This is a genomic window from Bacteroidales bacterium (genome assembly GCA_012519055.1).
In the GTDB taxonomy this organism is placed as follows: domain Bacteria; phylum Bacteroidota; class Bacteroidia; order Bacteroidales; family Salinivirgaceae; genus JAAYQU01.
This window is the reverse complement of the sequence record JAAYQU010000035.1, coordinates 13486-37243: the sequence shown is the minus strand read 5'-3', so window position 1 is coordinate 37243 and position 23758 is coordinate 13486. Positions and strand designations below refer to the sequence as shown.

Annotated in this window: 18 protein-coding genes and 1 tRNA gene; 8 read left to right on the top strand and 11 right to left on the bottom strand. The window is 32.4% G+C overall.

Annotated features, from left to right (window positions below; genetic code table 11):
* Positions 1 to 97: 97 nt before the first annotated feature.
* On the top strand, positions 98 to 1156 hold the full coding sequence (locus GX311_06325) for a hypothetical protein (protein ID NLK15993.1): 1059 nt from the start codon (positions 98 to 100) through the stop codon (positions 1154 to 1156).
* 312 nt (positions 1157 to 1468) lie between these two features.
* Here GX311_06325 and GX311_06320 read toward each other — a convergent pair whose 3' ends face one another.
* Positions 1469 to 2692, bottom strand: coding sequence for an alanine dehydrogenase (locus GX311_06320; GenBank protein ID NLK15992.1), 1224 nt, complete (start codon positions 2690 to 2692; stop codon positions 1469 to 1471).
* A gap of 429 nt (positions 2693 to 3121) precedes the next feature.
* Here GX311_06320 and GX311_06315 point away from each other — a divergent pair, with 429 nt between their 5' ends.
* From GX311_06315 to GX311_06295, 5 genes are all read left to right on the top strand, one after another.
* The gene (locus GX311_06315) at positions 3122 to 3934 is read left to right on the top strand and encodes a universal stress protein (protein ID NLK15991.1); all 813 of its coding nucleotides are present in this window, start codon (positions 3122 to 3124) and stop codon (positions 3932 to 3934) included.
* A gap of 106 nt (positions 3935 to 4040) precedes the next feature.
* Positions 4041 to 4580: a hypothetical protein gene (locus GX311_06310; protein ID NLK15990.1), complete on the top strand. Its 540-nt coding sequence runs from the start codon at positions 4041 to 4043 to the stop codon at positions 4578 to 4580.
* A 76-nt stretch (positions 4581 to 4656) separates the two neighbouring features.
* A complete protein-coding gene (gene deoC / locus GX311_06305) occupies positions 4657 to 5574 on the top strand; it encodes a deoxyribose-phosphate aldolase (protein ID NLK15989.1) in 918 nt (305 codons plus the stop codon).
* Between the two features lie 58 nt (positions 5575 to 5632).
* Positions 5633 to 6451 carry a radical SAM protein gene (locus tag GX311_06300; GenBank protein NLK15988.1) on the top strand — a complete coding sequence of 273 codons (819 nt, stop codon included), beginning with the start codon at positions 5633 to 5635 and terminating at the stop codon, positions 6449 to 6451.
* 4 nt (positions 6452 to 6455) lie between these two features.
* Complete coding sequence (locus GX311_06295; protein ID NLK15987.1) at positions 6456 to 7598, top strand: glycosyltransferase family 4 protein; 1143 nt, start codon at positions 6456 to 6458, stop codon at positions 7596 to 7598.
* Between the two features lie 79 nt (positions 7599 to 7677).
* Here GX311_06295 and GX311_06290 read toward each other — a convergent pair whose 3' ends face one another.
* Positions 7678 to 8568: a hypothetical protein gene (locus tag GX311_06290; protein ID NLK15986.1), complete on the bottom strand. Its 891-nt coding sequence runs from the start codon at positions 8566 to 8568 to the stop codon at positions 7678 to 7680.
* A gap of 470 nt (positions 8569 to 9038) precedes the next feature.
* On the opposite strand from GX311_06290, the gene GX311_06285 reads away from it, so the two are divergent.
* A complete protein-coding gene (locus GX311_06285) occupies positions 9039 to 9719 on the top strand; it encodes a hypothetical protein (protein ID NLK15985.1) in 681 nt (226 codons plus the stop codon).
* A 67-nt stretch (positions 9720 to 9786) separates the two neighbouring features.
* Positions 9787 to 9861, top strand: a tRNA-Ile gene (locus GX311_06280).
* A gap of 195 nt (positions 9862 to 10056) precedes the next feature.
* Here the strand turns inward: GX311_06280 and typA are convergent.
* From typA to GX311_06235, 9 genes are all read right to left on the bottom strand, one after another.
* Positions 10057 to 11862, bottom strand: a complete 1806-nt coding sequence (gene typA, locus GX311_06275) for a translational GTPase TypA (protein ID NLK15984.1) — start codon at positions 11860 to 11862, stop codon at positions 10057 to 10059.
* A gap of 385 nt (positions 11863 to 12247) precedes the next feature.
* Positions 12248 to 13870: an adenine deaminase gene (ade, locus tag GX311_06270; protein NLK15983.1), complete on the bottom strand. Its 1623-nt coding sequence runs from the start codon at positions 13868 to 13870 to the stop codon at positions 12248 to 12250.
* A gap of 89 nt (positions 13871 to 13959) precedes the next feature.
* A complete protein-coding gene (gene mnmG, locus GX311_06265; protein NLK15982.1) occupies positions 13960 to 15813 on the bottom strand; it encodes a tRNA uridine-5-carboxymethylaminomethyl(34) synthesis enzyme MnmG in 1854 nt (617 codons plus the stop codon).
* Complete coding sequence (gene ybeY, locus GX311_06260; GenBank protein NLK15981.1) at positions 15813 to 16229, bottom strand: rRNA maturation RNase YbeY; 417 nt, start codon at positions 16227 to 16229, stop codon at positions 15813 to 15815. Before ybeY ends, mnmG begins: the two co-directional genes overlap by 1 nt.
* The gene (locus GX311_06255) at positions 16226 to 16633 is read right to left on the bottom strand and encodes an ATP-binding protein (protein NLK15980.1); all 408 of its coding nucleotides are present in this window, start codon (positions 16631 to 16633) and stop codon (positions 16226 to 16228) included. The genes ybeY and GX311_06255 overlap by 4 nt, the downstream gene beginning before the upstream one ends.
* A gap of 159 nt (positions 16634 to 16792) precedes the next feature.
* Complete coding sequence (locus GX311_06250) at positions 16793 to 20029, bottom strand: hypothetical protein (GenBank protein NLK15979.1); 3237 nt, start codon at positions 20027 to 20029, stop codon at positions 16793 to 16795.
* A complete protein-coding gene (locus GX311_06245) occupies positions 20008 to 21207 on the bottom strand; it encodes a peptidoglycan DD-metalloendopeptidase family protein (GenBank protein NLK15978.1) in 1200 nt (399 codons plus the stop codon). Before GX311_06245 ends, GX311_06250 begins: the two co-directional genes overlap by 22 nt.
* 11 nt (positions 21208 to 21218) lie before the next feature.
* The gene (locus tag GX311_06240) at positions 21219 to 21860 is read right to left on the bottom strand and encodes a DUF4292 domain-containing protein (protein ID NLK15977.1); all 642 of its coding nucleotides are present in this window, start codon (positions 21858 to 21860) and stop codon (positions 21219 to 21221) included.
* Between the two features lie 153 nt (positions 21861 to 22013).
* Positions 22014 to 23750, bottom strand: coding sequence for a tetratricopeptide repeat protein (locus GX311_06235; protein ID NLK15976.1), 1737 nt, complete (start codon positions 23748 to 23750; stop codon positions 22014 to 22016).
* Positions 23751 to 23758 lie beyond the last annotated feature (8 nt).

Below are 23758 nucleotides of genomic sequence, written 5' to 3'. Positions count from 1 at the left end.
CAATAGTAGAAACAAAGTTAAAAGTTGAAAGTTAATTGATGTTTTGATATTTTGATATTTTTTTTTAAGTTTACTGTAAATTCTAAATACAAAAGTAATGAAGATCGTATATACTAAAACAATAGCTTACAGACGCATAACTTTCTTTTCTATAGTTTTATTAATCAGCAGCGTAATCCTATCATGTAAAAACGATTACGCCTCTGTGCTTGGTGTGATTTCTTACTCAGAGTCCGATAAACCTGAGACAATTTTCCCCTATCTAGAGACTAAACAGAGTGAGACACAAATATCATCACAAATTCATAGTACATTAGTTACTATAGATAAGGAAACGGGAGAGCCTTATCCTGCAATAGCATACGATTGGATGGTAAACTCTGACTATTCAAGATTTGTATTTTATCTTCGCGATGACGTAAAGTTTCACGAAGATGAAGTGTTTGGGAAAGATAAAAATCGTACTGTTCAGGCAATTGATGTTGTTAGCTCAATTAAGCATTATGTCTGGACTTGTAAAAAATACAATCGACCTTTAGGTTTTGTGACCTCAATACAAGGCATTGAAGTGTTTTATGACGCGTGTTCAGATGATGTTGTCCCAGATATTGGAATTGAGGGTATTATATTTTCAAACGAACATACTTTAGTCATAGAGTTGTCAGAATCTTATCCTACATTACTATATCATTTAGCAATGCCAAAAATGGCAATTATGCCGCATGAAGCACTCTCCAAATATGGGATTGAAACAATAGTTGGCTGTGGACCTTACAAAATTTCTAAAAATTTAATGAAAGAGAATAAGTGGATACTAATACAAAATGAAAATTATGTTTTAGACACATCAGAGCATTTAGGATTTTCAAAAATTCGTATATTTTTCAACAAATCAATCGACAAAGAGCTTCAAATGTTGAGTGAAGGAAGACTTAGTTTAATATTTGGTTTAAGTCAAAATGTTGTAACTCAGTTTATGGAATCAAATATTGAAAGATTTAGAGGAGAAAACCCCGATTTCATACTTATGCAAACCGAAGAGATGAAAAACAGTGATTTATATATTATTCACGATTCAAATATCAAAGGGATTTCTTTTGACAGTTTCGGAATTATTCGTTTCAACAAAACGTATATCAATGAACAATTAAACTAGGTACAAGATAAAAGGTAAAAGTATACCACCCTATGAGTGGGGTTGTGCGATGTTACACACCTATAGGCTTGCGCTTTAGCAATTAACAATACGGTGCGCAGAGCGAAGTCGAAATGTTAAAAGTTGTAGAAAGTTAAAAATTGAAAACAAGTTAATTATAAATTACTACACAAAGTAAAGCTTTAACAAGAAATCTATTAATAAAGGTCAATAAATTACTGTTAATTGATTATTAGTTTAATCATTGAACGAAGCAGAAACTACTATCACTTTTACCTTGCCCCCCTTACCTTTTATCTCAATTGCTAATTGTTAAAACGCGGCCAAAAGTAAATCGATATCTCTGCTAGGCAATCCAAATTTCCGACCTATTGCCTCTTTTGTAAGTATTCCGTTATATAGATATACTCCATTTCTAAACCCTATATTTTCGCTAATTATATGGTTAATCCCCCCCATTTCTGCTATATCTATTAACAGAGGACCAAATATATTGCTCAAAGCATACGAGGCAGTTCTTGAAACCCTTGATGGAATATTTGGCACACAATAGTGTATAACATTAAACTTCTTAAAAGTAGGAGCTTCTAATGTTGTCACTTCACTGGTTTCAAAGCAACCGCCATGATCCATACCTATATCGACAATAACAGAATTTGGCTTCATCTGCATGATAGAGTCAAGACTTACCTTAAATCTGCTCTCTTCGCTAAATGGCAAGGCTCCAATAACAACATCAGCAATTTTAAGTGCTTTATGCAAAACGCGAGGTTGTATTATACTGGTATAAATAGGTTGTCCAAGCTTATATTGAAGTTCTCTGAGCTTATATATCGAATGGTCAAACACACGGACAATTGCCCCTAAACCCAAAGCTGTCCTTGCAGCACACTCTCCTGCACTGCTGGCGCCTAAAACAACGACATCAGTGGGGTTTATCCCAGCAATACCTCCTAACATTTCGCCTTTTCCACGATTTGCGTTACTCAAGTATTCTGCTGCAATTAGAATTGAAGCAGCTCCCGATATTTCGCTCATAGATTCTGTAACCGGACAAAATTTATTTTCTCTGTCTCGTAGGTATTCAAATGCAATAGCTGTTATCTTCTTCTCTATTAGGGCTTTAATATACTCAGGTTCTTGTGTTCCTATAAGTAATGATGATATTAAAATTTGACTACCTTTCATTAAAGATATTTCTTCCTGTGTTGGTGGTGCAACCTTAATAACTATATCTGAATTGTATATATCTTTTACATCTTCAGTGATTGATCCTCCTGCTTCCGAATACTCAATGTCTGAAAAGTTTGCTGAGTCACCTGCTGTGCTTTGAATATATACAGTGTGTCCATTGCCAACCAATAATTCAACTGCATGAGGAGCTAATGCAACCCTATTCTCGAGATTTTCACGCTCTAAGGGTACACCGATGGTTAATCGTTTCTTTTCACGCGCGACTTCAAGCATCTCCTCTTTTGGCAGAAGAGCATTTTGTGATAGTGTTATATTTTTCCTTGGTTTTGAACTGCCTTTCATCTGACTAATATTTTAATAATATCAATTTACGTGTCAATTTAGTTTTTATGTTTGAATTATCAAAAAAATAGAGTAACTTTTTCTTTTTAGACCATGTGCTATGAATATCACCGACAATAAACACAGTTATCTACAACTATTTATATTATTTATGCAATAAATAGTGAGACATAAATATGAAAAACGAAATTACTTATTTTTCGGACAATCTGTTTTGCTTATATGATTAAAATTAATTACAAATGTCATGATTTTATGCGGATTTTTGATTTTCATTTTTTTAATTCAATTATCATTTGTCGCACGCTTTAAAAAATCAGTAAGCCCGACAATTATGAAGCTCTTCTCCATTTTCAACTTTACAAACTTTTAACTTTTAACACTTTGTTCATTGCAAATTGTTATCTTTGCTCAATAAAACAAGGATAAATGGATATTTTACCCATATTAGTAACGTGGGATTTTACTGATGTCTCTGCCTATGCATTAGAACATGCTGTACGAATGTCTAGCATGTCGGGGAAAAATATTGTTTTACTACATATCTTAAAAAACGACAGTGAAGAGGAAACTGTTGTTTCGCAACTAAAAACAGTTTCAAAAGAGTGTAAAAGAAAACATGGTATAGAACCAAAAATTATAGTTAAAACAGGTAATATTTTTACTACCATAAGCGAAACTGCAAATAATATACAAGCAAGGCTTGTTGTAATGGGGACGCATGGTTACAGTGGCATACAAAAAATAATTGGTAGTCGCGTAAAAAGGGTCCTTTCAAAGTCAAACGCACCGTTTGTTGTTGTACAAGCTCCTCCAAAACAAATTTATTTAAAAAGAATTATTTTCCCTATTGATTCAAATACTGAAACAAAAGAAAATGTGTCTTTTATAATAAATCTTGCCAATCTTTATAGGAGTGAGGTAATTGTTTTAAAAAATATTACTAACAACTTAAAGTTAGACTTTAAAACAGATCTAACATGCGACTTCATTATTAACAACTTACAAAGTAATAACATAAATTATACTGAACACATACACAGAGATAAAACCAACTTTTATAACGCCGCGATTGACTTTGTTGGCAAAAAACAGGCTGATTTAATTGCTATAACAACAAATGAAATTAATTCATTAAAAGACTACTTTTATGACACTGCAAAACAACAGTTAGTTGCTAATTGTCATAAGGTTCCGGTTATATGTTTCAATCCAAAAAAAGATAATTTACTTACTATTTGAACTGGCTATGTTAATTGTTGTTGAATGTGATCAATATCTAACACTAGTATAAAAACAACTTAATCATGATTAAAAGGTCAAACAAAATAATTATTAATTAACTTCAATGAAAGTAAATTTTATTAACACATTTATTCTGCTTGCAATTGCATCTTTTTTGACAAATTGTGTCTCCCAAAGAACAAGCACAATTACTGGCGGAAATTATAACGAAACAAAAAACGAGACAGATTATTTTGTTATTCCTTATGGTTCAGTAACCCTTCCTGGTCATTGGGAAAAGACAAGCTACAATTCAATTAGCAGACAACAGTTTTTTAGAAATCAAGATTCAGTTATTATTGCAATTTCATTTGGTAGATTTGATAAGTATGAGTTTAATATGAATGGTGCAGAAGCTGGATACAATTTCATAAAAGCATTTTATGAATGGGATTCAAAATATTTTGTTGAGTCACATGGATTAAAGCGACAAGTCTTAGAAAGTGATAGTATTAATCATTTTATGATTTACAGGATTTTTGGGCAAATAGAAAAAAGAGAGTTTGATACATACTTTTTGATTGGTGAGAAGAATGGAAATACTAGTAATTTCTCAATCTCAAACACGGATAAAGGACAGAAAGTAAAAAAATCAATTTTTTAACGAACATTTATTTGACCGAGAGAAACAAATAAAACAAGTGTGCTAACACACAGTATAAAAATTGCATATAAAAACAATGTTTCAACATCAAAATTTAAAATCACAATTTATGGAACAATTAAAGAAATACAATTTAGAAATCAACGAAGTTGAAATAAAAGAGAGTGTTAGTAGAATCATTAAAGAGTCGGGTAAATATAAAGATATTGAAACTCTAAAGTTTTTGTTCAGCATTATCGACCTTACATCTTTAAATGTAAGCGATACCCGTTCTGAAATAACAGATATGACTGAAAAAGTTAATTGGTTTGCTAAAACTTTCCCAAACTTACCAAATGTTGCTGCTATTTGTGTTTATCCAGCATTAGTTCCTGTTGTTAAAAAGACCCTCTCCATTAGTGGAGTAGAAATAGCTGCGGTTGGTGCGGGATTCCCTGCTTCTCAAACTTTTTTCGATATTAAAACTTTAGAATGCAAACGCGCTGTTATTGAAGGAGCTACAGAGGTTGACACCGTAATTTCTGTGGGTGAATTTTTTGAAAAAAACTATGACTACGTTTTTCGCGAAATTGCAGCACAAAAAAACTCTATAGACGAAGCGCATTTAAAGGTAATTTTAGAATCGGGACTAATGCGAAACATGAAAGAAATTCGTATTGCATCACTACTTGCAATGGAAGCAGGTGCTGATTTTATTAAAACAAGCACTGGCAAAATCACTCCTGCTGCAACGCCAGAGGCTGCATACATTATGTGTAATTGCATCAAAGAATTCCATAAATTAACTGGGAAAAAGATTGGATTTAAACCGGCTGGCGGTATCTCCACAGCTGACGATGCTATAATTTACTATGCTATAGTAAAAGAGGTGTTGGGAGAGGATTGGTTAAACAAGAAACTATTTAGGTTTGGTGCTAGCAGGCTTGCTAATAACCTATTAACAGAAATTTCTAAAATGTCAACCGGTAATGACAAACCCATTTTATATTTTTAAACAATTTGCCTGATTATAAGATTAGTAGTTAATCTTAATTAAATAAAAGGTTTAATATATGGACAGTATTCAATCAACCCTAAGCACTGACCCGGATTTACCCGGTAGTTTTTTGTTCGACAGCATTGTATTTGGACCTGTTTACAGCAGACGCTTAGGATCTTCTTTAGGAATTAATCTATTACCAGCAAATAAAAAGGTTTGTACATTTAACTGTATTTACTGTGAATGTGGCTTCACTCACGCAACAACAGAAAAAAGTAAATTGCCAAGTGTTTCTGATGTAATTATGGCAATAGAAAATTCTCTTATCCTCAACAAGAAAAAAGGGAACACCATCGATCATATCACATTTGCCGGTAATGGAGAGCCAACAATTCACCCTGATTTTTTAGAAATAATAGAAAAGCTAATTATTTTAAGACAAAAATACTACCCCGACTCAAAAATAGCGGTACTCACAAATGGCACACAATTGCATAATCCTGTTGTAGTAAAAGCACTTTCACTTGTCGATGATCCAATAATTAAACTCGACTCTGCTATCGAGGAGACTGTGCGAATAATGGATTCCCCATTAGTTAATTATAACCTGGAAAACTTAATTAAAGCGTTGGTTAAAATGAACTCTGATTTTATTTTGCAAACCATGTTTATACGAGCTGAATGTAATGGGGTTATAGTTGACAATACCACAGATTTTGAGGTTAACGCATGGCTAAATATTTTAAAAAGAGTAAAGCCACGTTTAATTCAAATATACACTATATCACGTATTCCCGCTTCGTTTAAGGTTGAAAAAATTAGTGCAGAGACACTTGAAGCTGTTGCACAAAAGGTTAATAAGTTAGGAATAGAAACATTAGTTACACCCTGAGATTATGAACATTGGAGTTAACACAAGAATGCTTGTCGAAAACAACATGACCGGTATAGGTTGGTTTATTTTTGAAACCATGAAACGAATAGTTGCAAAACATCCCGAGCATACGTTTTATTATTTTTTTGACCGTTCATATAGTCATAAGTTCATAACTTCCCCAAACATTGTTCCAATTGTTGTGCCTCCAAAATGTAGGTATCATCCATTATTTTACAAATTTTGGTATGATTTTCAATTACCCAAAGTGTTGAAAAAATATAAAATTGATCTTTTTATTTCTGGCGATACAGTAAACACTACAAAATCTAAGGTTCCGTCGTTATTAGTAATACACGATTTGACATTCGAACATTACCCAAGTTTTACTCCTTCTTACATGACAAAATATTTTAAAAAAACCGTACCCAAGGGAGCAAATAAAGCCATCGAAATTGCTACTGTATCGGAGTATTCAAAAAACGACATAGCTACAAAATATCAAATTGACTCAAACAAAATATCAGTTGTTTATAATGGAATTAACAATCATTTTGAGCCGCTTGATAATGACTTAAAGTTGAATATTAAGGCTCAATATGCCAACAATTGCGACTATTTTCTATTTATTGGTACTATTCACCCACGTAAAAATCTTAAAAATCAACTTTTGGCGTTTGATATGTTTAAGAAGGCAAATAGCGATTCCACACATAAATTTTTAATTGTGGGAACAAAGTGGATATGGGACAAAGAATTAGATGAAGCCTACTCTAAAATGGATTTTAAAAATGATGTGGTTTTTATTGGACATTTGCCTACTGATGAGTTAAGCAGGGTTACCGCATCTGCAACTGCACTAATGTATGTTTCTGTTTTTGAAGGATTTGGAATTCCAATTATTGAGGCATTTGAGTCAAAAACTCCGGTAATTACGTCTAACACCTCATCAATGCCTGAAGTTGCAGGTAATGCTGCTTTAATTGTCGATCCGTTCAAGCCAGAAGAGATATTTGAAGCTATGAATATAATCTATAAAGACCCTGACACCGTTAATCGATTGATTGAAAATGGGTTGAACAGAAAAGAGCTTTTCTCATGGGATTTAACAGCAGATAAATTCGATAAGGTTTTTGTTAAAGCCACAGAGACAATTAACAAGTAGAAACGGAGCATGCCTGTCTCTACTTTACCATTTAACATACAGTAAATTATACTGATTATTTCTTGTATAAGTTCAACTCTTATTTAAAACTGACAGAGCTTTCCCCAATTTTATGATTATCGGCAAATAGCTCAAGCCTATAAGTACCTTTTGAAATCTCGGTTTTTACATCAACATAGATACATACATCAAGACTTTCATTTTGGTAATCAACTTCACGTCTTGCTGAATATAAAATGGGAGAATCATCTATAAAAAGAGTGTCATTCATATCATTATCCATAACACTACCATTTGGCTGAGTTACAGAAAGATAAATAAATCTATTACCGGGTACTGCTATTGGATTTTGGTCAAGCGTAAAACAGACTCTAATTTTATCGACATTTCGCGCACGTGTTATGTCACGACCTCGTTTACTTATACCCTCGCCTACAATATTTATAGGTCGTAATACACTTGCAATACTTACTTTTTCTGAAGCCTCTTGATAACGTTTATTAATCTCAGCACGCTCGGTTTCTACTTTTTTAATCTTCTGTTTTACATCTCTATTTTCTGAACGAAGTGCAATGTTACTTTGATTAAGTGAGTCAATTTGAACAATATAACTACGCATAATTTTTCTCATTGTACTCAACTCTTTTTCGTATTCTTCAGATTTTGCACGATTATAGTTTCGTTCATTACGCAAGCGAGTAAGTAAATCTTTTACTCTCTCTTTTTCTTCGAGAAGCTGTTGATTAATCTCCTGATTATCGGTTTTAAGCATTTCGTATTCTGAAATCATTTCAACAAGTCGACTTTCGAGACTATCCTTTGTAGTTGTTAGTTCTACATTGATTTCAATTTGTTCTACTTTTTTCTTCTTTTCGACAAAATATAGAACTCCTAATAACCCTACCATTAGGGTTAAAACACCTATTAAAATATTTTGAATTAATGATTGTTTTGATGCTCCGCCTTTCATACGTATATAATTTATCTAACTAATGTTTAGGCGACAAATATAGTAATTTGTTGTATAATAGATTAAAATGATTTTATAATAAAACTAAGAATTTGCTTTTATTTAAAACGACAAAGAGACACTTAATATTTAAAACAAAACGTGAATTAATATTTGATATTAAGTAAAATAGCTATAATTTTTAAAGAATTACTTGAAATGAAAAAGAATTGACGAGTGATACATATAATGCATTTGTAACAAAAACATTTTTAGGCTTCTGCCATTTAATAAACAAATTGTATTTTTATTTTCGGATAAAAATTTTAATTTTACAATTTGGTTGTGTAAGTGACAAGAAATAAAACCAGTAGTGTATCAAAATGAACAGGAATTTTTTATTTATAACTCTTTGTCTGTTGTTTTCTACCTCATCTTTTGCCGGTGAAATAGTGCTTAAAGGCATTTACCAAGGCAAGAATTTGTTCATTATGAATCCCTTTTCACCAAATGGGGGTTTTTGTGTAACAGAAGTTAAAATAAACGATCATAAAATTAATGATGATATTAACAGCAGCGCTTTTGAGATAGACTTATCAACTCATCAATTAAAACTTGGTGACAATTTAGTTGTTGTAATTAAGCACAAAGAGGGTTGTATGCCTCGTGTTTTAAACGAGAACGTTATTAAACCAAGCAGCACTTTTGAGGTTAAATCGTTAAAATTTGATATTAAAACCTCTACAATAAATATGGTGACAACTAAGGAGTCGGGTTCGCTACCATATATAGTTGAACAGTACAGATGGAACAAATGGGTTAAGATTGGTACAATAGATGGTCTAGGCGAATATGAATCCAACACTTACAGTGTTCCTGTTACAATGCATAGTGGAGTAAATAAATTTAGATTTCGTCAACGTGATTTTAGTAACGAAGATCGGTTATCAAGAGAGGTTGTTATTCGGTCTCCTGTTCGTCCTGTATCTTATGAACCCAAAAAGCCCACAACTTCTATTACCTTTAGTGCCGAAACCGATTATGAAATTTTTAATTCGGTTGGGGCAAGAGTGTTACACGGGAAAGGCACAACTATCGACATATCAGGACTTCCCAAGGGTGATTATTTTCTCAATTACGACGCATTCACAGAAAGTTTGAAAAAAAGGTAGGAAAAATTCATAAATTGCAAAATAATTAGTAATATTGCAACCCGAAAAAACGCATTATATATAGCGAGGGCCCATAGCTCAGCAGGTTAGTAGCACCTGACTCATAATCAGGGGGTCGCTGGTTCGAGCCCAGCTGGGCCCACAAAAAGAAAAAGCCATCTTTCAGGTGGCTTTTTACTTTTTGCAATTAGCAATGTGCAATTAACAATGAACAATTAATTATTGACCATTGTTGTCTGATAATTGTTAATTGATTTTCAATGCCTTGAAAGGCATTAAACATAAAGAGACGGGGCATGCTCCGTCTCTACAACTTTCAACTTTGCAAACTTTTAACTTAATCGCTGATTGATTTCCGTTTTCTGTCTGTCTCCTTAAGGAATATTTTACGTATTCTTATTGATTTTGGGGTTAGTTCAACGTATTCATCGCGCTGAATATACTCCAATGCTTCCTCTAAACTAAATTTAACTGCTGGGGCTATTTGTACTTTATCGTCAGAACCACTTGCACGCATATTTGTGAGCTTTTTAGTCTTTGTGACGTTCAAAACTAAATCATCTTGACGTGTGCTCTCGCCAACAACCTGACCCTCGTATATATCATCACCTGGCTCAATAAAAAAGATTCCCCTGTCTTGTAATTTGTCAATAGCATAAGCTATAGCCTTTCCATCTTCCATAGCTATCAGTGAGCCGTTTATACGACTTTCAATATCGCCTTTCCAAGGTTTGAAACCTACAAAACGGTGAGCCATAATTGCTTCTCCTGCAGTTTGCGTAAGTATCAGACTGTTTAATCCAATAATGCCTCTTGAAGGTATTTCAAATTCGAGGTTAATTCTATCTCCTGACCTCTCCATTGAAAGCATTTCACCCTTTCTTTGAGCAACTGTTTCAATTATCCTACCACTGTATTCTTCGGCTGAGTTTATTTTCAAGTTCTCAAATGGCTCGTGCTTAACTCCATCGATAGTTTTAATAATTACTTTTGGCTGCCCTACAAGTAGCTCATAGCCTTCGCGTCTCATGGTTTCAATTAAAACACTTAAGTGAAGAACTCCTCTACCATAAACAAGAAACTTATCGGCTGAGTCAGTGTATTCCAAGCGCATAGCTAAGTTTTTCTCAAGTTCTTTTTCAAGTCGTTCTTTTATCTGCCTTGATGTTACATACTTACCCTCTTTGCCAAAAAAAGGGGAGTCATTCACAGCGAAAATCATGCTAATTGTGGGCTCATCAACTTCAATTGTAGGTAGTGCCTCTATTTTGTTTGAGTCGCAGAGTGTGTCGCCAATGTCAAAACCTTCTATTCCAACAATAGCGCATATATCTCCTGCTTCCATGACTTCTACTTTACGTTTACCAAGTCCATCGAAAGCGTATAACTCTTTAATATTTGACATTTTAACGGAATTGTCTCGTTTGATTAACGCCACCCTCATTCCCTCTTTAAATGCTCCACGTTTTACTCTTCCTACTGCTATCCGTCCGACATAGTTTGAAAAATCGAGAGAGGTAATTAACATTTGCGCTGCACCTGCTTCAACGCGGGGTTCGGGAATGTATTCTATTATTTTATCAAGCAATGGGGTAAAGTCATCTCCTCGTTTTTTCCAATCGGTTGACATCCAGCCTTCTTTAGCTGAACCATAAACGATTGGAAAATTCAACTGCTCTTCGGTTGCGTTGAGCGAGAACATCAAATCAAAAACCTCTTCGTAAACTATATCTGGTCGGCAATTGGGCTTATCGACCTTGTTAATTACAACGATAATTTTTAGGTTTAAGTCGATTGCCTTTTGTAGTACAAAGCGAGTTTGTGGCATACAACCCTCGAAAGCGTCAACTAGCAGGAGGACGCCATCTGTCATATTTAAAACCCTCTCGACCTCTCCACCAAAATCGTGGTGACCAGGGGTGTCGATGATATTAATTTTTGTGTTTTTATATTTAACAGCTATATTTTTTGAAAATATGGTTATGCCTCTTTCCCGCTCCAGATCGTTATTGTCTAACAAAAGTTCTCCCGGAACTTCGTGATCTTTAAAGAGTTTGCACTGCCGCATGATTTTATCAACAAGTGTTGTTTTACCATGATCGACATGTGCAATTATGGCAATATTTCTAATATTTAAAGACATATATCTATTTTGTTTACCTTTTAGTTTATGTTTGGATATTAAAAAATTAAGCTGTACATTTGAACTTTTGAAGACTCATAATGCTTTTGTCGCCGATTTGCGTATTCTGCATTATGGGTTTTCTGCATTTTGGCGTAACGTTCTTTGTTTTTGAAGATAATAAGCTGATTGTAGCATAGTACTTATAGTATTTTGGTAGTGTTTTATAATCACAAGTTCAGCTTAAAATTTCGTGGTGCAAAATTAATAGTTATTATTAAAATTTATAAAGTTGAAAGCTATTTTTTCAACAATCTATTAGAACACGTAGCACACAGATTAAACAGACTTACACAAATAAAATAAAAAATTAGTATAAATCCATCTCATCTATATTAACTGTGTTCTAACCGAAGTTATCAATAAACTTCAATTTTGTTACATCAAAAAGACCTTTGTCTCCAAGCTTTAACCTTGGGATAACTAACAGACTCATAAATGCGAGTGTCATAAATGGTGCTGCTAGTTTTGAGCCGTTGGCTTTAACTATTTTGTTAAGCTCCTGATATTTTTGCGATATTATTTCAAGAGGTTCGTCAGAGAGTAGTCCTGCTATTGGGAGTTGCAACAGTTCTACTCCTTTATCAGATACTACAGATAACCCACCCTTACTTTCTATAATTGAATTAATTGCGGTTGCAATATCTCTATCATCTGTTCCGACAGCTATTATATTGTGACTATCGTGAGCAACACTACTAGCAAAAGCTCCTTTCTTTAGACCAAATCCGTTAATAAAGGAAATTTGTGGGGTTGCGTTCTCTTCGTATCGATTTAAAACAACTAGTTTTAGGATATCATTATCAATATCAGGTACACAACAGTCGTCTTCGATTTTTGCAGGGAGTTGTAAATGATCGGTAAGTAATTTTCCATCGAATGCGCGAATAACGTTAAGCATACCTTCTTCTGCCTTTATAGTTAAAGAGTCAGGTGAAATAGATTGTGCTTTAAAGTTGTTAATTGTTTCGTTAGATCCTTCATATTCGAAAGAGCTTGCCCCGTCGAAAACTAAATTACCGTTAATCCAAGTTTGTAATACTCTAAAGCTTTGCAAATTGTCAACTAAAATAAAGTCAGCATTATCGCCTTTTTGCAACAATCCTACATCAAGCTTATAGTGTGCAACGGGATTAATTGTTACAGCTTGCATAAGATTCCAAAAGTCAAGTCCCTTGTTTTGTCCTACACGAATTAATCTGTCTAGATAGTTTTTTGAAAAGTTGTCGGGGTGAAGGTCATCGCTGCATAACATAACTTGATCGGGGAACATATCAATTAATGGATAAAGCTCTTCAAAGTTTTTTTCAGCTGAGCCCTCCCTAATTAAGATTTTCATTCCGCACTTAATTTTTTCTTCTGCTTCTGCTAACGTTGTGCATTCGTGGTCGGTATCGATTCCAGAGTTTATATATTGCACCAAAGGTTCTCCTGCTAAACCCGGGGCATGACCGTCAATGGGCAAATTTCTATCAATGGCTTCTTTAAGTCTATCCATAACATCGTGATTTTGATTTACGACACCGGGATAGTTCATCATTTCAGCTAAATATTTTAAGCCAAAATTATCAAACAGCTCTCCTATTTGCTGAGCATTAATTTCTGCACCGCTTTGTTCGAAAGGAGTTGCGGGCACACAAGAGGGAACTCCAAACCAAAATTTGAATGGCACAGTTTCGGCATTTTCAATCATATATTTTATTCCATCAACCCCGCATACATTTGCTATTTCATGTGGATCGGAAACTGCAGAAACCACACCAAATTTCACAGCATTCTGTGCAAATCGTGCTGGTGTAACCATTGTACTTTCGATATGGATATGAGAATCAATCATTCCGGGCAAAATATAGACGGGATTTGCAGTCTCTGTTGGTTGAATATCAGATATTTTACCGTTAGTTATATATAGTCTTCCTTTAAATGTTTGACGCCTTAGCACGTCTACAATTGTTCCACTAATTACCATAATTCAAGTTTTTACGCTCCACGTGAAGCATAATTTGTGTTTAATTAATATTTTCATGCTCCACGTGGAGCATTTATATAATACTTTAACTATCTGCCCAAAAGTGTCAGAATAACAATAATATCGTTTGGGTTTACTCCACTAATACTTAATGCTTCGCTGATAGTTTTGGGTTTAAACTTCTTTAACTTTTGTCTCCCCTCGATACTTATACTTAATAACTTATCGTAATCAAAATTATCTGGAATTTTAAAGTGATTGAACTTTTTAATCTTTTCAGCATTAGCTCTCTCCTTTTCGATGTATCCCTCGTATTTTAATTTTATATCTATAACTTCAAATTCTGATGCAGAAAGGGTTTCTTCATGAGTGTAGAGATTTTTGAAATAAGTTGCTTTTAATTCCGGTCTGACGATTACTTTAGAAATTTTAGTCTTTTGTTGAAGTGGAGATGATCCATAAGCTTCTAATATATCTTTCACATCTGTAGGACTAAAGCTATTGTTATTAGCATATTCAAGAAAGCTGTTTATACGCTCATATTTTCTCTCTGTAATTTCCAACCTCTTATTTGAAGCTAAGCCCAGTTTATGTCCAATATGTGTTAATCTTTCATCTGCATTGTCTGAGCGGAGCAATATGCGAAATTCTGCACGACTTGTGAACATTCTGTATGGGTCGTTGACTCCTTTCGTAATTAAATCATCTATAAGGACGCCAATATATGCCTGATCTCTACCGAGAACAAACTCCTCTTTGTCATTAATTTTTAAAACTGCATTAATAGCTGCCATTAAACCTTGTGCTGCGGCCTCTTCGTAGCCGGTTGTCCCATTAATTTGACCTGCAAAATAGAGATTTTCAATCTGCTTAGTTTCTAATGTTGGTTTTAGGTCTAATGGATCAAAAAAATCATATTCGATTGCATAGCCAGGTCTGTAAATCTTAGCCTTTTCAAAACCAGGTATTATGTGCAAAGCTTTTACTTGAACCTCCCAAGGCAAAGAGCTACTAAATCCGTTTAAATAGTATTCATTTGTTTGCCAACCTTCGGGTTCAAAGAAAAGTTGGTGAGATTTTTTTTCTGAAAAGGTTACGATTTTATCCTCGATACTAGGACAATATCGGGGTCCTATTCCTTTAATATCTCCGGTAAACAAGGGTGATTTATCAAATCCGGTTTTTAAAATTTCGTGAACATTTTCGTTTGTATATCCAATCCAACAGCTAAGTTGTTGTGTTGGAGGAGTCATATGAGGCAGATAGCTGAATAGTTGGGGGTCAGCGTCTCCTTTTTGCTCCTCTAATTGTGTAAAATCGACGGAGCGCGCGTCAATTCGCACAGGGGTTCCTGTCTTAAGAGTTCGTATATTTGGGAAAATCTCTTTTAATTGTTCCGTAATAGTTGTATTACTTCTCTCGCCCAGTCTTCCGCCAACGATTTTTTTATCGCCAATATGTATTAAACCATTTAAGAATGTTCCATTTGTTAAAATAACTGCTTTTGAATAAAAAGAAACACCGATTTCTGTAATCACTCCTGTTACGATATTACCATTAAAAAGAAGTCTGGTAACATTATCTTGAAAGAGATCTAAATTATGCGTGTTTTCAAGCAATCGTCTCCATTCCCAGGAGTATAATCTTTTATCTGATTGAACACGATTAGACCAAACTGCAGGACCTTTACTTTTATTAAGCATTCGAAACTGAACAGCTGTCTTATCTGCAATAATACCCATAAATCCGCCTAAGGCATCAATTTCTCGGACGATTTGCCCTTTAGCTATACCACCAATAGCAGGATTACAGGACATTGATGCTATCTTTTCTAAATCCATTGTGATTAGAAGGGTTTTACAACCCATGTTTGCAGAAGTTACAGCAGCTTCGCATCCGGCATGTCCGGCTCCAACAATTATAATATCGTAGGTATTGAGCATCAAAATAGTTTCAAATAAAAGTTTTCTTTTTGGGTCATTATTGCCTTCTCTGGTGGTGTTTGATCTTTATAACCAAGTAGATGTAAAATACCGTGTATAATAACTCTTTTTAACTCATCAATTGTAAAGTTCTCGTATTGTTTAGCATTCTCAACTACTCTATCATAGCTAATAAACAAATCGCCAAATATTTTGTCTTTTGACGAGTAGTCGAAAGTAATTATATCCGTGTAAAAATTGTGATTGAGATATTCAATATTTTTCTCAAGTAACAATTCATCAGATGTTACAATAATATTTATAGTTCCTAATTGGCTGTTCTCCTTTATTACTGTCTTGTTTATCCAATCAGAGCAACGTTTTTTAAAGCCGTAAGGGAATTTAAATTTTGTGTTGTCGATATGATAAAATATCATTGTACGCGTTCTCGAGATTTAAGAGGATAAAATTTTAAATTAAATGTTCTGCTTTCAGACGAATATGAAAAGTCATCAGTAAGTTTTTTCATTAAAAAAACTCCTCTACCATGTGGGTTTTCAAGGTTTTCTTCTCTAGTTGGATCGGGTATAAGATTTGGGTCGAATCCTTCACCTTCATCTGAAATTTCGAAAAGAATTTCACTAATATCGTAGCTCATCTTAATTGTAACAAATTTTGAAGAATCTCTTTTATTACCATGAATTATGCAATTTGTAACGGCTTCTAAAACAGTAACCAATACATTTCCGTAAATATCTGAACAAGCATTAACTTCTGCACAAATATCCTCAACAAGCTTTTCAACAATAGCTATATTTTTTATCTCGCTATTAATGATTATCTCTTTGACTACTTTTTTAGTTGCCATAATATTATAATTTAATTAGTATCGGATCACAGACTTGCATGCTTGATTGTAGCTATAAATAGATAACATTAAAATTAACATATATATTTCATATTATATTGACTTACAAACCAAGCACACAAAGATTAGCTATTAATTAGCAGCATTGAGATACTTTTGGTACAAATCTAAATAATATTTATTTAAATTTAAAAGTCTAAAATATAAAGATTCATTAAAGCTGTCCTCTTTCATATCATCTATATCTATCTCTTTAGGAGTGGTAATAAATTCGTGCAAATTCTCAATTGATTGCCGTTTTTCATCTTTATCTCTCTCCTGCTCTGCTTTTTCAGATTCAAGTAATCGGGTAATTATACGTTCCTGACGTGCAATTGTTTCAGTACTAATAGATTTATTTAAAATATTGTCTATATTTTGATCGATTAATTGATTGACCTCTCTCATTAATTGTTTGGCAGCTTGACCAAATTGCCCTTGATTCATAATTTCATTTATCATTTTTTGCATCTGTTCTTGTTGTGACAATATAGATCCAAGCTGCTCGCTTAAAGACTCGGAAGGATTTGAACCCTCACCTGCATGTTTCATTTTATTCATCAAGTCTTTTAACTGTTGTTTTAATCCTTGCAGAGCATTTTTCGTGTTGCCTGGACTTGGTTTACCTTGCCCGGGTTTTGAGCAGCTGCCACCTTGTTGCCCGGAACTATTCATATCGTTTTCGGACCTTTGAATAGCTTCATCGATAAAAAGAAGCAAAGTATTATAATGCGAAAGAACTTTATACTCTTGGACAGTTGGATTAGTGGGGTTTTCTTTGAATATTGAAGAGAGAATTATATTGTTAAAATTTTCGACTCCACTTAGGTCATCAGCCATTATATTACCTAACATTGGATTTCTGATAATTAAAGTGTTAATAGAATCTTTTATATACTCCCAAGAGGATATTATCTCTTTTTGTTTAACTCTATAAGTATTGAAAGCGGGTGAATTTGTTTTGGCGTTTTTAAAGTTTTCGACTAAAAATTCTTGAATAAACGAAAGTTGCAGGAGATTTGAACGAATTTGTTTCAAATTACTTAAATCCTCAACATTTTGTTCTTGTAAATTATCTGATAGATTTGATCCTATCATTTCAGCTAATTGGCTAATTCTTTGAGAGTTACGTCTGTTTTGATTTCGCTGATTTTCGTTATTATCATTGCTTTCTAAATTTTGGATTATCTCCTGTTTCTCTTTCTCAAAATCTTCTAATTTATATGGGTCATCTAACTTTTTATTTTTATCTAATAACTCAGAATGCTTGTCTAATGTTTCCTTAACATCTTTTTCGATATTTTCTCTTGAAGATTTATCGCTCACAGTATCAAGATTTTGTGCTTGCTCTTTTAAATCATCAACAACCTTAGAAAGTCCTTTTTCAATTTCAAATCGTTTTAAAATTTCTAAGTTTCTGTTCATAAGCTCTTCTAATTCTTCTGTTGAGAGCTTATTTGTCGATTTAGAAATTTGCTTATCCTTTAATTCACTTTTTAACCTTTCAAGTTCTTTAAACAATTCAGACAACTCATTATCCATCAACTTTTCAAGCAATTCATTGATCTGAGATTGCTTTTCGTAAAGTTTGTTTTCAGAGCTATTAATTTTACTTAAGGACTTGATTTGCTGATTTAAAGCATTTATCTCGTTTAAAAGCTTATTAATATCTGATTTATTTTGTTCTAATTGTTGGGTTAATTGACTTTGTTCCCACTTATTAAGTTTCTCATTTTTAAATTTGGCTTCAATATCTTTCTGCCTGATATTTAATTCTCTGAGCATTTCCAAACCTAAAGCAAGTTTGTCAGTTAGATCTGTCGATATATTATCTATTCTGTTTTCAAGTTCCTTAGAATCAGGAACATCGAAGGTAAAAAATTGGGAGTTTGTGCTTTTAAAGTTATTAACAGCGTCATTGTCGGTAACTCTTAAATAATATTCTATTTTATCGGTATTAAGGTGAGAATACAATTCATATATATTGTGTTGATAATAAAATGTTTGATTTAAATTTTGTTTATTGTATTGTAAAGGGATGATAAATACCGTATCATTATATTTATGAACTATTTCAAAATTTGTAAAGCCATAATCATCACCGATTGAACCACTTAATATAACGGGATCAACGATGTTTCCGGTTTCAGTTACTTGCAAATCAATTTTTGGATATTCATCTTTTATACAATTAGTTGAAAATTCGTAACTCTCTTCATTCCAAACATAACCAGAGAATAATTTAAAAGAGTAATTAAAACTATTTCTCTCTACTATTTCAACAATAAAACCTTTTTCGGACTTTTTGAAATCTAGCTCTTTATCATCAATTTTAAATATAAGGTCTTGTGAATTAAGTGCTTCAATAAACCATTTTATTTTACTCCCTTCGGGGAAACTAAAATTTCCTAAACCAGAAAGTGAATATGACTCAATATTGGTATGTGAGGGTGGAAAAACCTCAACAGAAAGATTTTTAAGTACGGGAAGTGGGTTTACGTTAATTCTATAAATCTCACTTTGATTTAAATTATCATGGAAATAGAATTGTATTGATTGATTAAGTTTTACAAACTTGTAAGACCAAATAGAATCATTAATATTTTTAGCAAAAATATCTTTGTCGCCTATTCTAAGAAAAATCTGATCTGGTATATAAGTTCCTTTAATCTTAACTTTAACTTCAATATCCTGATTTTGAATTATATTGAGCGAATCACTTAAAAGTATGTAATCTAAGGTCTTATAAGAAATTTGGTATGCAGGATAAAAAACTCTTAAAGCCGCTTTCTTTAGAGGAGTTTCAATCAATAACGAAGTAACAAAAAAAGCTAAAAGGAATAGAGAAATTACTATAAAAAGTTTGCTTGGGATTATAATATTTAACCTACTTGTGAAGTTTAAATCTTTAAGCTCTAATATCTTTTGCTCAAGTGCCTGATTAATTAAAATATTTGCTTGATCATACTCTTTTAACTCTAAATAAATCAGCACCTTATCTTGAATTTCTGAATCTGCTATTAATCTTAGAGCTATGGAATAATTATCATATCCTTTGAAAAAGTTAAAGTACTTTAGAATATAATGTATCAGGTTTTTATATAAAATATAGAGGAAATAAAGTGTAATAAAGATTAATACAATAACTCTTAATGATTGATTTAACTCAAAAGCTATATCGATAAAAAAAAGTAGTAAAATTACGGGAATTAAATATAAAATTGAATTAACAAATCCAACAAACAAATCGTTCCTAAAAAGATAGTTTTTGGCACGATTGAGCTGTAAATATATATCCTTATTATATATTAGTTCATTGTTGTTAACCATCTTTCTGGATCAAGTTTTTCGTTTTCTTTCCAAATTTGAAATTTTAGTACAGATACATCAGATTTGTCGTCGTTAGCGAGAATCCCAATATTTTGTTTTGTTTTTACGTTTTGACCTGGTTTTACATAAACCTCTATGAGATTAGAATATACGGAGAGATAACTACCATGTCGGATAATAATAACTTTATTTAATCCAGGTATTACGAAGACGTTGCGTACAGTGCCATTAAAAACGGCTCTTACTTTGCTTGATTTTTCAGTCGAAATGTCTATGCCATCGTTTCTAACTTTTATTCCCTTCAAAACAGGGTGATTATGTTCACCAAATTTTTCAGTTACAATACCTCTTTCAAGAGGCCAGGGGAGACGTTTAACATTTGAAGAAAATTGATCATCAATAAGCTTCTCTTCTGGTGTTAGTCTATAAGTTTTAGAGCCTTTTTTACTTTTTTCAATCTCCTCAGCTATAAGCTTTTGAATTTTGGTATTTAGTTCTCTTGCAAGTCTCTGTTTCTTGTCAATTTCAGCTTTAAGTTGTTTCTCCTTGTTTGTTAAATCTTTTAATAGCTTCTCTTTTTGTCTTTTTTCAACAACTAGCTTTTTGTTTTCACTTGATATTTCATACAAAAGCGAATTTTTATCATTTTTCAATTCCTCTAATTCATTTACTCGCTTTTCAAGCTGTAGTTTGGTGGCTTCAATAGATTTAATCTGATTATTACGATGCTTGGAGTATTGATGTAAATATTTTAGCCGAAGAAAGGCTTGATTAAAATCAGAACTAGATAAAATATACATTAATTTATCACTTGTCTGCTTAGTTTTATATGCCTGATATATAAGTTTTTCGTACTCTTTTCTAAGCTTGACAAGATCATTTTGCAGAGTGTTTATCGCTTCTTGTTCTTTACCAATGTCGGTATCAATTTTGTTTATTTCATTGTTAATCTGTCTGATATTTGTTTTTCTAGATTCAATTTTCTTATTTGTTAAAATAAATTCTTGTACAGATTTTTGTCTTTTCTGTTGAGTTAACTTAAGTAAATTATTAGTGTATTCAATCTCGTCTTGAGTCTTTTTCCTTTCATCTTCAAGATCTTTACGATTTTGAGATAAAACATCGCAAAGCGGTATGATAAGGAACAATAATAAAACAATGTATCTTACTTTGAACATTTAGTGTGATATTATTTAAGTTTTACAGGCTCAAATTTCTTTGGTATTCTAAAAGGAGTTTTTACCTCTTTGTTGAACACAACATTATTGTAATTTATTGTTAGTGAGATAGGATTCGAAGCATTATTATTGCTAACAATAATTTTGTGAGGAAATAAAAAGCCATCTATTTTTACATATTTTTCATAACATATTTCTAGAACAATTTTTAAGGCTTTTGAAATATTTAATTCACTAATTTTAAAAGATTTAGCATCTATTTTTATAGTTGTATTAAAATCATCAATTTTACTTTCCATAACATACTCTTCATCATCGTTTACGAAAAGCGTATCTTGTAACGAATCAAAATTATTTTGATATTCACTTATGAAACTTGAGGTAAGAATATTTTGTAAAAAATTGAAATTCAGATCACTGCTAGTATATTTTTTTATTGTTGAATAACTTCCCTGATAATATGTTTTTTCATGATAATTAATTATAGCGAAAGAATCACGTTCAAACAATCCTCTAACTAATTCTATCCCGAGCGGTGCGGTTATACTGATCCATATCAAGCTGTCATTATCGATGCGAATGTTGGCATTAAAGGAATTTGTGACATCTCTTCGCTGAAAAGTAACATTGCTTTTAATACTTACTGTATTCAATACTGGATGATTATTAGTTACTATAGAAATTAACTCTTTTTTCTCTATTTTCCTTAAATTTACCCTGGTTTTAGAGGTAGATTTACAAGAAACGACGATGATTACGGATAAAAGTATTATGACAAAGTTAAAATTTCTCATTTCCCAAAATCTCTATTCTATTTGATCTATATAGGTTTTATTATCAATTTTATACCTTAAAATTTCAGTATCTTGACCGTTTTCTAAGGCTTCTTTCCACGTAGTTATAGCTAAATCTGTTTGACCATTTTTATAAAGAATATCGCCGTAATGTTCTAATATTACACCGTTGCTTCCACCACCGTTTAAAATAGCCAATTCAATGTATTTTAATGCATCAGCATAACGTTCTAACTCAAAAAGAATATAAGCGTAAGTATCTAGATAGGTTGAATTTTTACCTTCAACTTTAATAGTTTTAGCACTCATTTCTAATGCCTTATTTAGTTCTTTCTTCTCAAGTGACAAATAATAAGCATAATTGTTTAAAGCGACTAAATCATTTTGATTTGATTTTAATATCTCTTCGTAGTACTTATAAGTCTCTTCTGATTTATTTAATTTTTGGCAAATTTCAGCAAGAAAATGTAAAATTTGGGTTCTATCTTCGTCTAAAGCTCCTGTTAGTTTTAAAGCAAAAAGAAAATCTTGATAACTTGTTTCATTATTATCTAATTGCATATTGGCGAACCCGCGGAATAAAAACAGATCCTTTTGATTTGGAAAATAGACTAAGGCTGAATCGGCAACAGATATTATTCTTGAATAGTTCTTTTCTTGTTCTAATATATACAGGGTAAAGACCCAAGATTGTAGGTTGGAAGGGTCTAAACTTAAAGCTTTTGAAAACACTTTTAACGCTTGGTCATTTTCACCTTTTCTAAAAAGTAAATTGCCATAAATATTTAGAACATCTGGATTTTCGGGATATTGAAGTTTGAGAATTTGAACTAATTCTTCTAACTGATAATCTGATTTTGTATTTGGTTGGTTAATTTTTTCCAATACCTCGAAAATAAAGCCAAGTTTAAAATTTAACTCAATAGCACTATTGCTAATAATATCCTTAGCCAGAGCCAAAATCTCTTTGGCATTGCCCAATTGTATTTGATTACTCAAAAGGCCAATTAAAGCTTGCTCATCATTGGGATTTGTTTCCAGAATTTTCTTATAATACTCGTTTGATTTTTCTAATTTTCTATCAACGAAATAGAAATTTGCAAATAACAAATTTGCAATATGATTATTAGGATCTTTTGATAAAATAGAATTCAGGTATTTGGGTATCTCCTTAAACTTTTTTTGTTTAAGTAGTGTTTGATAGCGATTAATAATAATTTCATCACTGAGACCAAAATACTTTTCGAATTGTATGAGCTTTTGTGTTAACTCTTTATACTTTTCTTGTCTATCTAAAAAGGAAAAGTATTCATACCATGTTTCTAAATTAGAATAATCTTTCTTTAATAAATTTTCGTAAATATTTGGAATATCTTTTGTTTTGTTATTTAACTCTAAAACATTGATATATAGTTTTGTGAACCAAATGTTTTCTGAATCTAGTTCATAAGATTTTGTAGCGTGAAAAAGAGCCTTTTCGTAATCTTTCTCGAATAATAATATTTTAGCTATTTCGTAATGTGCTGTAGCATGACAAGAATCAGCTGTAATAACGGTATTTAAAGCATCTTTAGCTTTTGATAAATCACCATAAAGGTTTTTAATCTTGGAATCAATTATATAGCTTTTAAATTTAGGATCGGGAGTATGAACTATTTCTTTACTACTTTTCTTGGATGAAGTACAAGAAAAAAGAAAGACAAAACTATATAAAATAACTTTATAAATATTTGAATTTATCTTGTTCATTAATTGCT